We start from the raw sequence: 13623 nt of genomic DNA on the forward strand, positions 1-13623 counted from the left end.
GCTGGGGTTTAAACGTTTGGTATATAAATGAGTCAAAGGGAAATATAGATGGTGCGTCTAACTTACATACTGTTGTTTATTTCCATTGGCTTGTTTCCGATTGGGCTTGCTGCCCAGGAATCGGGGACAATTCGTGGTATCGTTGTAGAAGCAGGAGCCAGTACCCGGTTGGGAGGGGTGACCATTACGAATACGAATACCGGTCAAAATTCGGTGTCCAGCGGTTTGGGCACGTTTGAAATCAGGGTTTCAATAGGAGACACACTCGTCGCAAACAGTGTGGGATACGAGCCTGCTGCGGTTGAAATTAAGACGTTAAGTGACATACTGATCGACATGACGCCGGGTAGCATCTTGTTGGAGCAGGTCGATGTCAATCGGATGAGTAAAGAAGCAGAGCTGCGGGACGCCATGCGTGGGTATCGCAAGCAGGGTGTTTATTTTGATGGAAAACCTCCTGCCTTAGCCTATATTTTTAATCCCATTACTTCTTTATATGAACTGCTGGGGCGGACACCGCGAAACGCTAGGCGTTTTAGTAATTATATGGAAAAGGAACTTGCCGAAACGGATGTGGACCGCAAGTTCAGCCGGGGAAAAATACAGGAACTGACGGGTTTGGAGGGTGACGACCTAACAAACTTCATGATTTGGTACAGGCCGTCCTATGAAAAAGCACAATACTGGGGCGAATATGACATTACAGCATACATCGTCCAGTCCTTTAAGCAATTTGATCGTGATGGCCGACCTGCGGCACCCAAGCTTCCTAAATTGGAAGCCAACCCCAACTAATGCGCACAATGAGGCGTAGGTTATCGATTTGTGAGATTCGTGTTGCTGGTTGTCATTTTGGCATCAGGTTTGCATTTATCCCAGATAAAACGAATAACTATGATAACGAATAGAAAAATAGCCCTTTTTGGATTGTCGGTAGCCACTTCGGCAATGTTGCTGGGAAGCTGCAGCACCATTCAATCCATGAGCAATACGCAAAAGGGAGCCGCTACTGGAGCAGTGGCGGGAGGTGCCTTAGGGGCGATAATCGGGAAAAAGGCCGGTAATACTGCTGTAGGTGTGCTTGCCGGTGCAGCTTTGGGTGGTGTAGCCGGAGGGCTGATCGGGAAAAAAATGGACAAGCAGGCCGCAGAAATTGAGCGTACAGTGGCAGGAGCCGAAGTAATTAAGGCGGATGAAGGAATTATTGTGAAATTTGATTCAGGGATTCTGTTTGATTTCGATAAAACTGACCTGAAGTCCGATGCGAAAACTAACATCGCTAAATTGGTCGAAAACCTGAATAATAATCCGGATACCGATATTTTAGTGATCGGACATACCGATAACAAGGGCACCGATCAGTACAATCAAGGGTTATCAGAACGTCGGGCGAAGTCCGTAAAGAATTACGCGGTTTCTCAAGGTTTGGCAGGAAGACGGATCAAAACCGAAGGAAAAAGCTTTCATGAGCCCATTGCCGATAACAGTACGGAGGCCGGTCGGGCGCAAAATCGCCGGGTAGAAATTGTTATTGTTGCCAACGATAAGATGCAAGAAGAGGCCAAAGAAGCGGCCGGAGTTTAAGTAAATGCGGCTTCATGAAAGCCGCATTTTTATTCACCCCAAGCCGTAATCATCAATTGCCTCCTGCCTCCTTGATTCCGGTGTTCGCAGAGATACAGGCCTTGCCACGTTCCGAGTGTGAGTCTCCCTTCCCGGATTGGGATGCTTACCGATGTTCCCATTAAAGATGATTTGATATGGGCCGGCATATCATCCGGCCCTTCGTAGTCGTGCCGATAGTCAGGGTCATTTTCGGGAACTGTCTTGTTAAAGTAAGTTTCAAAGTCCATGCGCACTGTCGGATCGGCATTTTCATTGATTGTTAAGGAGGCAGATGTATGTTGAATAAAAATATGGCATATGCCGGCTTTCCAATGCGAAATAGCGGCTAGAGGACTTTCTATTTCTGAGGTGATTAAATGGAATCCACGAGGGCGCTCGCGTAATGTCACTTGTCGTTGAAAAATCTCCATAATTTGGCAAGATACTAAAATCCGAATTTTTCTTCAAATCTGTAATTGATCGAGACCGCTGGCCGATAATGATAAAACTGGTTGATGGGCGCACGGACGAGTTTCAGCGGACTTTACCGAGGGAGCGGAGTTGGAATAGTGCTGAAAGCCGATTACAGCGGTTATTGCAATGCCAGTCGAAATTATTAAACTGTATGCGAGTGCATATGAAAATGAAGGTAGTCAATGCGGAATCCAGCTCCTGTACAACTTTCTGCGCGCGATCGCATAATGGTAGACTGGTGGCACTAGATAGCGTGCCTTTCCGCACGGCCGCCTAAGTGGTTAGAAGGTACAACGAAAAAGCACGATTTGTAACAATAAAATTACGAATTCTGCCGGTATAATTTGCGATGTTCGTATGCAACAAAATGGGAGCCGGAGGCGTCTTACTCGAAACAAGTAGGTAGGCATCTCTAACTCACACATGAATGGTATCACATTTTAACTAAATCTTATGAAGTACGTATGGCTATTGACCGTTGCGGGCTGTGTCTTTTTCGTCGCCCCCGCTTCAGGTAGTCTCAAGATGTATGCCCTGCAGGATACGTCGTCAAAAAAGCAACCCGATACTGCCAAGGTGGCGCCGCCCGACAGTACCAAGAAAACGGCCGCCGATTCCGTGAAAAAAAAGCCCGAAAAGCCGTCGATAGACGATAAGGTAAAAGCCAGTAAAAAAGTGGAAGGGCTTTTTACCTTATACCGTGACACGGCTACGGCTAGCTTACAGCTCTACCTGGAAAAAGGGAAATTGGGCAAAGACTTTATTTATCAAAGCTTTTCAATGGGCGGTCCCACGGGTTTGTTCCTCAATCAGAACATGATCCGGGACACGTGGCTGTTCACAATTCGCAAAAATAATGACCGGATCGAATTTTTGCGGAAAAACACTTCGTTTTATTACGATCCCAAGAATCCGGTCAGCAAAGCAGCTAACGCGGACGTTGCAGATGCAGTTTTTTATTCGGAGAAAATTGCTGCCTCAGACAGCGCAGGTTACCTGATTCCGATAGATGGCTTGTTCATCAGCGATAAACTAGATCAAGTGAAACCGACCATGCCTCCGGGTATGCCTCCCGGAGCCATGTTTAATTTAGGAAATCTAAATGTTGCCAAATCGAGTTACGATACGGTACGGTCATTCCCAAAAAATACGGACATCGTGGTGCGGCTTGCCTATGATAATCCCATGCCGATGAATGGCGGCGGAAAGGACATCACGGATGCCCGGTATGTGACCATCAGGATGCAGCATTCATTCTTGGAAGTACCGCAGAATACCTACCGACCTAGGCGGGACGATCCACGGGTTGGGTATTTCGGAGCCGAATTGGATGATTTAACATCGGTATCGCCAACTCCTTATCGTGATTTTATTAGCCGTTGGCATCTAGAGAAGAAAGACCCTAATGCCAAGATAAGTGAGCCGGTTGACCCGATTGTCTTCTGGATAGAAAACACGACACCGCTTGAATACCGACCGATTATTAAAGAGGCCGGCGAAAAGTGGAACGAGGCTTTCGAAGCGGCCGGCTTTAAAAATGCCGTGGTCATGAAAGAGATGCCGGATGACGCAGATTGGGATCCCGCAGATATTGCGTATAACGTAATCCGATGGAAGTCGTCCAGCAGCCCGAGCTATGGCGCCATTGGGCCGAGCTTTTTTAACCCGTTAACCGGACAAATTCTGGGAGCCGATATTACGGTGGAATGGAAATCAGGCGCAGGAACGCCGGTTTATGATGATTTATTCAATGGCGGGGTGGCAGCCTTGGGGACCCTTCCTTGGGAACATACAGCGCAGGCGACACCTCCGCAAACCGAATATGTGCATCATTCTCAGGTGAATCGGATGACGATGTGTAATCTGGCCAACGAGTTAAGCATGCAGTTCCAAACCGGTATAGCCGTAGTGGAAACCCTGGATGTGGGAGCGGGAGAAGCCAATCAGACTGCAGCGGTCAAAGAGATGCATAAGCAGTTCCTGTATTACCTGATCATGCATGAGATGGGCCATACACTGGGGTTAAATCACAACATGAGGGCCAGCCAGATGTTGAGTCCTGAACAACTGCACGATACCAAATTGACACGGAAAATTGGACTTCAGGGTTCAGTAATGGACTACCCGGCCATCAATGTAAGCAGAGATCGCAGTAAGCAGGGGGACTACTATACGACCAAAGCAGGACCTTACGACATCTGGGCGATTGAATACGGCTACACACCGTTTTCTCCCGGCGAAGAAGAAAAGGGCCTAAATAAGATCCTCGACCGAAGCACAGAGCCGAAACTGGCGTTTGGCAACGACGCGGATGATATGCGCAGTCCGGGAAAAGCCATAGATCCCCGTGTAAATGTCAATGACCATTCCAACGATATGATGGCCTACGGCGAGGAGCGATTTCTGTTGGTAAACGATATGATGCCGAAACTGAAAGAGCGATTCAGTAGACCTAATCAAAGCTATCAGGAGCTTCTCCAACGCTATGGCCAACTTAATAGCCAGCGTTTTAACATGGCGGCTGCCATCAGTCGATACATAGGCGGGGTATATGTAGACCGCAGTTTCGTAGGGCAACGTAGTGACGCGCAGCCTTATACCCCCGTACCGCTGGAATTGCAGAAGAAGGCGATGGCATTACTTGGTAAATATATTTACGCACCGGACGCCTTCGCGGAAGACTATTCCTTATTCCCTTATCTCCAACCACAACGCCGGGGCTTCAATTTCTTCAGCGGTACGGAAGACTACAAACCGCAAAATACATTTCGTTCGTTGCAGGTGAGCACACTTTCGCACATTCTTCATCCGACAACGCTCTCGCGTATCAGTAATAGCAGCCTTTACGGCAACGAATATTCGGTAGCAGAAGTGATGCAGGACCTGACGGCAAATATTTTTGACGCAGACTTGGGAGGCCCTGTCGATTTGATCCGTCAAAACCTTCAAACCGATTATGTGTCGGCGCTAAGTGGCATTTTAGATGCTAAAATGGGCTACGACCATGCAAGCAAGGCAGCAGCGCTCACGACGCTGACAGCTATTAAATCAAAGTTGGGGGGAGCGGCTTCAGGGGCTGATCTCCAGACCGATGCGCACCGGAAAAACCTGGTGTTTTTAATCGATAAAGCGCTATCGGTAGACAAAGCGTCCTAGGTAAGGCGTGTTAGTCGATTCGGGCGTTTTTTAGATCGGAAGTATCTTTCAATCTAAAAAACGCCCGATTTTTTTGTGTGCCCTAGTTGTATGTATTTTTTATAACAAACAACCTCAATCGCTTCTTTGCACACTTACCAACCTTTGTGATTTGTTGTCCCAGGTTCGGCCGAACAAGGTAGAATTAGGTTAACGCCCCCGTCCGTACTTTATTCGCCATGACCCCGCGGTTATGGCAGGGCTAGTCCGGGTTGAGTCCAGATTTTACCGGTAAAACCTGGACTAGATCTTATCGGTCTGTAGCTATACATCCAAATTTTCTAATCACTTTTTCACTTATACAAGTTTGTTTTAGAAGATTATTAAAGATGATTTGTTTCATTTTTATTCAGTCGGCTAATTATGAATTGATCAATTGTTTTAATTGTTAATCAGATTGCCTTCGCTGTAAAGATTACATCACAATTTGGTGCAAGTGAGGAAAAATTTCCTTATAATCGATATTTTCGCTGAGAATCTAAACCAGATTTATTGCCGGCTTCTTAAACCAACAATGTCTTCACTAAATCCATTATAGTTATGATTTCTTTACAAAAAACCTTTTACCCAATTTGTTATACCGGACTGGTTTTATTAGCCGGTTGTCAACGTGACATTCCGATACCACTTCCGGAGGAGAGGTATATGTCTAACATTACGTTTAAATTATCGGGCTTCGAATCCGAAATCACTCCCTTATCCGGCCGTTATGCAAAAAATGCTTTAAAGCTTGATAACATGCGAGCGGAGGGACGCCCTCTCATCGTACCGAGCCCTGAACCGCAATACTTGTATTACTGGTCGTTCAATGATGAAACTTTAAGCCCAGATATCGCGTTGGCTGAAGGAGCGGAGATTACTTTCCAGGCAAGTGCTGTTGAACCGGATTTTTTCGCTGGATTTTCCGGAGATGGATATGAGGCTGGGCAATCGATGAGTTTACGTGGCGCCAAGTCATTGGTTGTTTCAATCCCAATAAAGGGCGCGGAGTCGATCGGACAGTTTGCTTTTGACATCAGCAGTTCGGACACCGGGCCTAAGGATTTCTCGCTGGCATATTCCATTGACGGTGGCATGAATTACAACATGCTAAGTGCAGCAAATCAATTCACAAACAGGAGTGCCCAGTCTAGGAATGTCTATGAGATTGACCTCAGTACCTACGCCGAATTTATAGGAATTGATGTATTAATGATTAAGTTTGAGATGTCCGCCGGAGAACGGCCGCTGAATTCCGCGGGTGAAGAAATCGGTTATAACCAGAATAGCGGTACTGTTCGTTTTGACAACGTCCGTTTTTCGGGTATCTATAACGCGGAAGAAACGGAGGGGGGAGATCCATCCATGCCCGGTATATTACGTTATTACGTTTTTTCGTCCGACCACGGCGGCATAGTCGTGCAAAATGAATTGGCAATGCATGAATTGGGCGACGATGGTCTCTTGCATATCAAGTTATTCCCTGGAACCTACGACGTATTGCTGCTAGCGTATCGATCTGAATCAAACTTACTTCTACCAGAAAATTTGACCCATGCCAGTGAGTTTTACCTCGGGCAGAGTTTTGACGACTATCAGGCGGTTACCTTTGCTTCGTGGAAGCAAGGGCTTGAAGTAGGCAATGCCGATGTAACGGAGCCGGCCGTGCTGACACGATGTTTTAGTTCAGTTACTTTCGATTTTACAGACTCATGGTCGAACCTAACTAAAGTCAAGCGGATTGACATTGTTCGTAAACATGAGAATTTTTGGTATACGCCGTATGGTGTGCCCGCGGAACAACCAACAGGTGGCCTCAATTCCCTATCGTTTGACGGATTGGAGAGAGAGGAAGATTATCAATTGACCTTCCATCAATTTTTAGGAACACCAAATGATTTAATAAAAGTCAGTTATGTAGTGACTGCCTATGGAAGGGAGGGGGACGAGCTAAATAAGGTGGTGCTAAGCGAAGATATCCGAAACAATATGCAGTTGAAATTCAGGGGACGACTATTGGGAAATATCGACCGTTTTTCGATTAACATCAATCCGGTTTGGGATGAGGTGATCGAGCATGATTTTCACTAGAAAGCTTCGCTCAATGACAGGTAAAAGCCGCCCTGGCGCTTTTCGCCGGGGCGTTGCTCCCCATACCCATAGTCAAGGCGGACGCTGCTGTTATGTTCCAAATCAAAGAAATACCGGACGCCACCGCCGTACGAGGGAACAAGGCGCACATTCCGCCATCCATTACGGTAGGTAGAGCCCGTACCGACAAAGCCGGCGACACCCACCCGGGAATGAAAACGATAACGGAGCTCGCTTTGGAAAGCAATTAAACTGCGATCCCGATATCGGCCTGTATAGTATCCGCGCATCATCATATCGCCACCCAGTTCACGGTACACATAGAAAGGTATGCGCGCGCCCATTGACGTCCTATATTGGCCATTGAATCCCAACGTCAATTGGCGGGATATCGGAAAAAATGCACGCAAATCTACATCTACTATACTTCCCTTGAAACGGTCACCACCGCCGAAGCCGGGTGAATAGGCGTATTTTGCACGCGCATAATACCCCCGGGTGGTATAGGTGTTTACATCGCGTGTATCATACAATTGCGAGATACCGACTAGAAAATGTCCGCCGCCAGCGTTTCCATAGGGAGGCGTGTGTTGGAATATTCCGCCGTTTTCACGGTCGGAAAAAGCGTAGCGCTCGTAAGCCAGGTTAACTCCTGCATAGTAGTAGGGGGCTAGCCTGCGTTCGCCCTCAAAGCGCAAGCGAATCAATTGCATGAGCAAAACATCTTCGTCACGCTCATTTGTCTGATTACCGATTCCATAAAAATTGAACGGAAAATTTCGGAACCGGAGTTCGCTGGTATAGTGATATTGGTTGCCTGTGGTCCATAAATCCGATTCCAACTTGAGATTAGTCTGTTGCTCGGTCGTAAATGTGCCGATGAAGGTAATATTGGAGGTTCGGATGGCGGTGTCGGTCTTGTTGAGATAAAAATTATAGACGCCTGCCAAACCGAATTCCAATCCGGTTTCCTGTGCATAGCCCAGTGCGGGGACAACGATAAATCCCGCCGATCGCGTGCTATCTTTTTCAGGCGAAATAAACCGCTTAATGAGTTTATGGTCCCAAATACTCTTTTTTTCCTGCGCCAAAGCCGGAACCGCAATTGCCCCGATGAGTAAACAAAACACGTAACGTTGAACCATTTCCATAGCACATTTTTCTGCGGCGAAGATACGGATTAACAGATAACCAACGGCCCCCACTATATTTTTGCAAATTATTTTTGTATTAATGCAAGTTTGTATATCTTTGCAGTCCCTAAAGGAAAGGGGTGTTTTTTGAAGATTTTTGTCTCCTTAACCCGTCCGTTGTTTGGCGGAACCGACGAAATAAAACAACAGTTTGTTGTTAAGTCGAAATGTAAGGAAACTTGTGTTTTTTGAAATATTTTGCCTCCTTAGCTCAGCTGGTAGAGCAACTGACTTGTAATCAGTAGGTCGCTGGTTCGATCCCGGCAGGGGGCTCAAAAATAGGGGGGGATTCCAGAGCGGTCAAATGGGACGGACTGTAAATCCGTTGCTTCGGCTTCGAAGGTTCGAATCCTTCTCCCCCCACATCAGCGGAAGTAGCTCAATTGGTAGAGCGATAGCCTTCCAAGCTATAGGTTGCGGGTTCGAGACCCGTCTTCCGCTCATAAGGTGTGATCATGTCTCTGTCAAGCCACTAATCAGGTGAATTGACAGGGAATTTTGATTGTAAACACAAAGCCGATGTAGCTCAGCGGTAGAGCACTTCCTTGGTAAGGAAGAGGTCATGGGTTCAAGTCCCATCATTGGCTCGTAAGAGTAACATACTAGTTAACATCATACAATAAAATTTTAAATTACTAATTCGCATAAAACATGGCAAAAGAGAAATTTGACCGCAGTAAGCCGCACTTAAACATTGGTACGATCGGTCACGTTGACCACGGTAAAACAACCACTACCGCCGCAATTACGAAAGTATTAGCAGATAAAGGACTTTCTGAAGCCCGTTCTTTTGATTCCATTGACTCTGCTCCTGAAGAAAAAGAACGTGGTATCACCATTAATACGTCACACGTTGAATACCAAACAGCAAGCCGTCACTATGCGCACGTAGACTGTCCGGGTCACGCCGACTATGTAAAGAACATGGTTACGGGTGCTGCTCAGATGGACGGAGCTATTATCGTAGTAGCTGCTACTGACGGTCCGATGCCGCAAACCCGCGAACACATCCTCTTAGCTCGTCAGGTAGGTGTACCTGCTTTGGTCGTATTCATGAATAAAGTGGACTTGGTTGACGACCCGGAGTTGTTGGATTTGGTGGAAATGGAAATCCGTGAGTTGTTGTCATTCTACGAATATCCAGGCGACGACATCCCTGTAGTCCGTGGTTCTGCACTAGGTGGTTTGAATGGCGAGCCGCAATGGGTAGACAAAATCATGGAATTGATGGACGCCGTGGATAACTACATCCCGATTCCTCCGCGGTTGACGGATCTTCCGTTCTTGATGCCGATTGAAGACGTATTTTCTATCACAGGTCGTGGTACGGTTGCTACCGGACGTATCGAGCGTGGTGTGATCAATACCGGTGATCCGGTTGAGATTCTTGGTATGGGTGCTGAAAACTTGAAGTCAACAGTGACCGGGGTGGAAATGTTCCGCAAGATCCTGGATTACGGTGAGGCTGGTGATAACGTAGGGTTGTTGTTGCGTGGTATCGAAAAGACCGATATCCGTCGGGGTATGGTTATTTGTAAGCCAGGTTCTGTAACTCCGCATACCGAGTTCAAGGCAGAGGTTTACGTACTTTCAAAAGCCGAAGGTGGCCGTCATACACCATTCTTTAACAAATATCGTCCGCAGTTCTATTTCCGTACCACGGATGTGACTGGAGAGATTGCGCTTCCGGACGGTGTTGAGATGGTAATGCCTGGTGATAACGTAACGATTACTGTAAAGTTGATCAATGCGATCGCTATGGAAAAAGGCCTTCGTTTCGCTATCCGTGAAGGTGGCCGGACTGTAGGTGCTGGACAGGTAACTGAAATCATCAAATAAACCAAATCCCTTCGGGGATTTGGATGCATTCCAAAGCCGATTAGCTAATCAGCGATATTTGACTGATTAGCTAATCGTGTCTAATAAATGAAGACACACACACGGGCATAGTTCAATGGTAGAATAGAGGTCTCCAAAACCTTTGATCTGGGTTCGAATCCTGGTGCCCGTGCAAAAATGATGAGTTAACATGGCAAGCGTACTTGAATTTATAAAAGACTCCTATACAGAAATGAGCCAGAAAGTCACCTGGCCGACCTGGTCCCAGCTGCAAAGTTCGGCCGTGGTAGTGTTAGTGGCGTCGATTATCATTGCGTTGGCTGTTTTTGCTATGGATAAGGCGTCGAGTAGCGTGCTGGAGTTGTTTTATAATATTAGGTCTTAATTGTTGGGGAAGTAGAAATGGCAGATCAAGCACTCAAATGGTATGTTGTACGGGCCGTAAGTGGTAAGGAGAAAAAGGTAAAACAATATATAGAGGCAGAAATAAATCGCATGGGGATTAATCACTTGGTGCCACAGGTTTTGATACCGATGGAGAAGTATTACCAAATGCGTGACGGAAAGAAGGTGGCTAAGGAGCGCAATTTCTATCCTGGATATGTTCTATTGGAAGCAGCGTTGGATGGTGAGTTGGAACACGTGATCAAAAACATCAACAGCGTAGTCGGCTTTTTGGGAGATAAGGATGGAACTCCGATTCCTTTGCGACCGGCCGAAATCAACCGAATTCTTGGCAAGGTAGATGAAATGTCTGAACAGGGCGAGTTGATGAATGTTCCTTTTTATGTGGGAGAGCTCGTTAAAGTGAACGACGGTCCATTCAACGGATTTACCGGGGAAATTGAAGAGGTTAATGAGGAAAAGAAAAAGTTGAAGGTGATGGTCAAGGTATTTGGCCGCAAAACGCCTTTGGAACTGAATTATATACAAGTAGAAAAAGAATAAGCATCATTGCTTTCTTTTAGAAAAAAATCTGTACCTTTGCACTCCATTTTGGGGTGCTTGTGTAATTAAGTGCTAAGCGCTTCAAAATCTAAATGTTACGTTAAATGCTTCCAACTTACTAACAAACATTTATTAATTAAATTTACATCGAGAAATGGCAAAAGAAGTCAGTGCGTTAGTAAAATTACAAGTGAAGGGCGGCGCTGCAAATCCTTCGCCTCCGGTAGGTCCCGCTTTGGGTGCCAAGGGGGTGAACATTATGGAGTTTTGCAAGCAGTTCAATGCACGCACCCAAGACAAGCCCGGCAAAGTATTGCCTGTCGTTATCACGGTGTACAGCGACAAATCGTTCGATTTTATCATTAAGACCCCTCCGGTTGCCATTCAATTGATTGAGGCATCGGGCGTAAAGGGGGGCTCTGGAGAGCCAAACCGTAAAAAGGTTGGCTCGGTGACTTGGGAACAGGTTGAAGCCATTGCGAAAGATAAGATGACTGACTTGAACGCGTTTACACTGGATTCGGCCATGCGCATGGTAGCTGGGACGGCGCGTAGTATGGGAATTACGGTCAATGGTAATGCGCCCTGGAACAATTAATTAACGAAATCAGTTTAAGAAAGTGGCAAGATTAACGAAAAATCAGAAAGCGGCACTATCCAAGATTGAAGTTGGTAAAGCATATTCTTTGCAGGAGGCTTCCGCCTTGGTAAAAGATATTACGGCAACCAAGTTTGATGCTTCGGTGGATATTGACGTACGCCTCGGCGTAGATCCCCGTAAAGCCAATCAAATGGTGCGCGGTATCGCGACTTTGCCACATGGTACGGGTAAAACCGTCCGCGTGCTGGTGCTTTGTACTCCTGATAAAGAGGAAGAAGCCAAAGCTGCGGGAGCAGACTATGTGGGATTGGACGACTATATCAGCAAAATCGAGGGCGGATGGACCGATATTGACATCATCATTACTATGCCGAGCGTAATGGCTAAGGTGGGTAAGTTGGGCCGTATTTTAGGTCCACGGAACTTGATGCCTAATCCGAAAACCGGCACGGTAACGACCGACGTAGGTAAGGCGGTTGCTGATGTCAAGGCAGGTAAGATTGATTTCAAGGTAGACAAGACTGGAATTATTCATACTTCAATAGGCAAGGTTTCTTTTTCATCAGATAAGATCTACGAGAACGCCCTAGAAGTTTTGCAAACAATCTCCAAGTTGAAGCCGTCAGCGGCGAAGGGAACGTACTTTAAAAGTATCTACCTCTCTTCTACCATGAGTCCAGGTATTCAGGTCGAAACTAAATCAGTAGCAGGAATTTAATCATGAAAAGAGAAGAAAAACAAGAAATTGTTAAAGCTTTGGCTGAGCAGATTAAATCGTATGGTAATTTTTATATTACCGACACTGCTGATTTGACTGTGGCTAAAATCAACGGCATTCGCCGTAAATGTTTTGACAGCGGAATCGCCATCCAAGTGGTAAAAAACACATTGATCAGGAAGGCGCTGGAAGAAGCAGGAGTGGATTCGCAGGAATTGCTCGGTGTGTTGAAGGGTTCTTCTACCATGCTTTTTTCAGAAACCGGCAATGCACCTGCAAAATTGATTAAGGAACTCCGGAAAGACAGTGATAAGCCTGTTTTGAAGGGTGCTTATATCGATACAGCTGTATTCATCGGTGATAGCCAAGTGGATGCGCTGAGCAAGCTCAAATCTAAGAATGAGTTGATTGGCGATATCATTGGCCTGTTGCAATCTCCTGCGAAAAATGTGGTTTCTGCACTTCAGTCTGGAGGCAATACATTGGCAGGATTGGTCAAAACATTACAAGAAAGAGGTTAAGGGACCCTCAATCAAAAAGCCCTACGGATTATTAATAGAATAAAAAGTAAATTCAAAAATTTAAAATAAAATGGCAGATTTAAAAGCGTTTGCTGAGCAGTTGGTAAACTTGACAGTAAAAGAAGTTAACGAGTTAGCTCAAATCTTAAAGGATGAGTATGGCATTGAGCCTGCTGCTGCAGCAGTTGCTGTTGCTGGTCCTGTTGCAGGTGGTGATGCACCTGCTGCTGCTGAAGAAAAAACTTCTTTCGATGTAATCCTGAAAGAAGCTGGTGGCCAGAAATTGGCTGTTGTTAAATTGGTGAAAGATTTGACAGGCCTTGGCCTGAAAGAAGCAAAAGACTTGGTTGACGGCGCACCGAAAGAATTGAAAACAGGTGTTGCTAAAGACGAAGCTGAAGCTTTGAAAAAGCAACTCGAAGAAGCAGGAGCTGTTGTTGAGATCAACTAATTCGGATC

13 protein-coding genes and 5 tRNA genes are annotated in these 13623 nt (G+C 46.1%); 16 read left to right on the forward strand and 2 right to left on the reverse strand.

The features are described 5' to 3' along the window. Window positions 1-48: 48 nt before the first annotated feature. Window positions 49-795 carry a hypothetical protein gene (locus tag ACFQRK_RS14375; RefSeq protein WP_379007849.1) on the forward strand — a complete coding sequence of 249 codons (747 nt, stop codon included), beginning with the start codon at window positions 49-51 and terminating at the stop codon, window positions 793-795. A 99-nt stretch (window positions 796-894) separates the two neighbouring features. Continuing rightward, window positions 895-1584, forward strand: coding sequence for an OmpA family protein (locus tag ACFQRK_RS14380; RefSeq protein WP_379007851.1), 690 nt, complete (start codon window positions 895-897; stop codon window positions 1582-1584). A 29-nt stretch (window positions 1585-1613) separates the two neighbouring features. Here the strand turns inward: ACFQRK_RS14380 and ACFQRK_RS14385 are convergent, their stop codons facing one another. Next, a complete protein-coding gene (locus ACFQRK_RS14385; RefSeq protein WP_379007854.1) occupies window positions 1614-2036 on the reverse strand; it encodes a secondary thiamine-phosphate synthase enzyme YjbQ in 423 nt (140 codons plus the stop codon). Between the two features lie 496 nt (window positions 2037-2532). Here ACFQRK_RS14385 and ACFQRK_RS14390 point away from each other — a divergent pair, with 496 nt between their 5' ends. Further along, complete coding sequence (locus ACFQRK_RS14390; RefSeq protein ID WP_379007857.1) at window positions 2533-5235, forward strand: zinc-dependent metalloprotease; 2703 nt, start codon at window positions 2533-2535, stop codon at window positions 5233-5235. A gap of 777 nt (window positions 5236-6012) precedes the next feature. Next, window positions 6013-7344, forward strand: coding sequence for a hypothetical protein (locus ACFQRK_RS14395; RefSeq protein ID WP_379007858.1), 1332 nt, complete (start codon window positions 6013-6015; stop codon window positions 7342-7344). Here the strand turns inward: ACFQRK_RS14395 and ACFQRK_RS14400 are convergent. Beyond that, entirely contained in the window at window positions 7341-8489 is a 1149-nt protein-coding gene (locus ACFQRK_RS14400) for a polymerase (RefSeq protein ID WP_379007860.1), read from the reverse strand. The genes ACFQRK_RS14395 and ACFQRK_RS14400 overlap by 4 nt on opposite strands. 248 nt (window positions 8490-8737) lie before the next feature. Between ACFQRK_RS14400 and ACFQRK_RS14405 the strand changes: the two genes are divergently transcribed. From ACFQRK_RS14405 to rplL, 12 genes are all read left to right on the forward strand, one after another. Then, window positions 8738-8810: transfer RNA gene (locus ACFQRK_RS14405), tRNA-Thr, on the forward strand. Between the two features lie 9 nt (window positions 8811-8819). Further along, window positions 8820-8900 (forward strand) — tRNA-Tyr (locus ACFQRK_RS14410). Between the two features lie 5 nt (window positions 8901-8905). Continuing rightward, window positions 8906-8978, forward strand: a tRNA-Gly gene (locus ACFQRK_RS14415). Between the two features lie 74 nt (window positions 8979-9052). Then, a tRNA-Thr gene (locus tag ACFQRK_RS14420) sits at window positions 9053-9124 on the forward strand. Between the two features lie 64 nt (window positions 9125-9188). Then, window positions 9189-10376: an elongation factor Tu gene (gene tuf / locus ACFQRK_RS14425; protein WP_379007862.1), complete on the forward strand. Its 1188-nt coding sequence runs from the start codon at window positions 9189-9191 to the stop codon at window positions 10374-10376. A 101-nt stretch (window positions 10377-10477) separates the two neighbouring features. After that, window positions 10478-10548: transfer RNA gene (locus tag ACFQRK_RS14430), tRNA-Trp, on the forward strand. Window positions 10549-10566: 18 nt separating this feature from the next. Then, a complete protein-coding gene (gene secE, locus ACFQRK_RS14435; protein ID WP_379007865.1) occupies window positions 10567-10761 on the forward strand; it encodes a preprotein translocase subunit SecE in 195 nt (64 codons plus the stop codon). A 17-nt stretch (window positions 10762-10778) separates the two neighbouring features. Beyond that, window positions 10779-11324: a transcription termination/antitermination protein NusG gene (gene nusG / locus ACFQRK_RS14440; RefSeq protein WP_090627530.1), complete on the forward strand. Its 546-nt coding sequence runs from the start codon at window positions 10779-10781 to the stop codon at window positions 11322-11324. Between the two features lie 154 nt (window positions 11325-11478). Further along, window positions 11479-11922: a 50S ribosomal protein L11 gene (gene rplK / locus ACFQRK_RS14445; protein ID WP_379007867.1), complete on the forward strand. Its 444-nt coding sequence runs from the start codon at window positions 11479-11481 to the stop codon at window positions 11920-11922. A 22-nt stretch (window positions 11923-11944) separates the two neighbouring features. After that, the gene (gene rplA, locus ACFQRK_RS14450; RefSeq protein WP_379007869.1) at window positions 11945-12643 is read left to right on the forward strand and encodes a 50S ribosomal protein L1; all 699 of its coding nucleotides are present in this window, start codon (window positions 11945-11947) and stop codon (window positions 12641-12643) included. Window positions 12644-12645: 2 nt separating this feature from the next. Next, window positions 12646-13164, forward strand: a complete 519-nt coding sequence (rplJ, locus tag ACFQRK_RS14455) for a 50S ribosomal protein L10 (RefSeq protein ID WP_379007871.1) — start codon at window positions 12646-12648, stop codon at window positions 13162-13164. A gap of 70 nt (window positions 13165-13234) precedes the next feature. Further along, window positions 13235-13615, forward strand: coding sequence for a 50S ribosomal protein L7/L12 (gene rplL, locus ACFQRK_RS14460; protein WP_379007873.1), 381 nt, complete (start codon window positions 13235-13237; stop codon window positions 13613-13615). The last annotated feature ends 8 nt before the right edge of the window (window positions 13616-13623 follow it).

It is taken from the genome of Parapedobacter sp. GCM10030251, from assembly GCF_042666505.1.
GTDB lineage: Bacteria > Bacteroidota > Bacteroidia > Sphingobacteriales > Sphingobacteriaceae > Parapedobacter.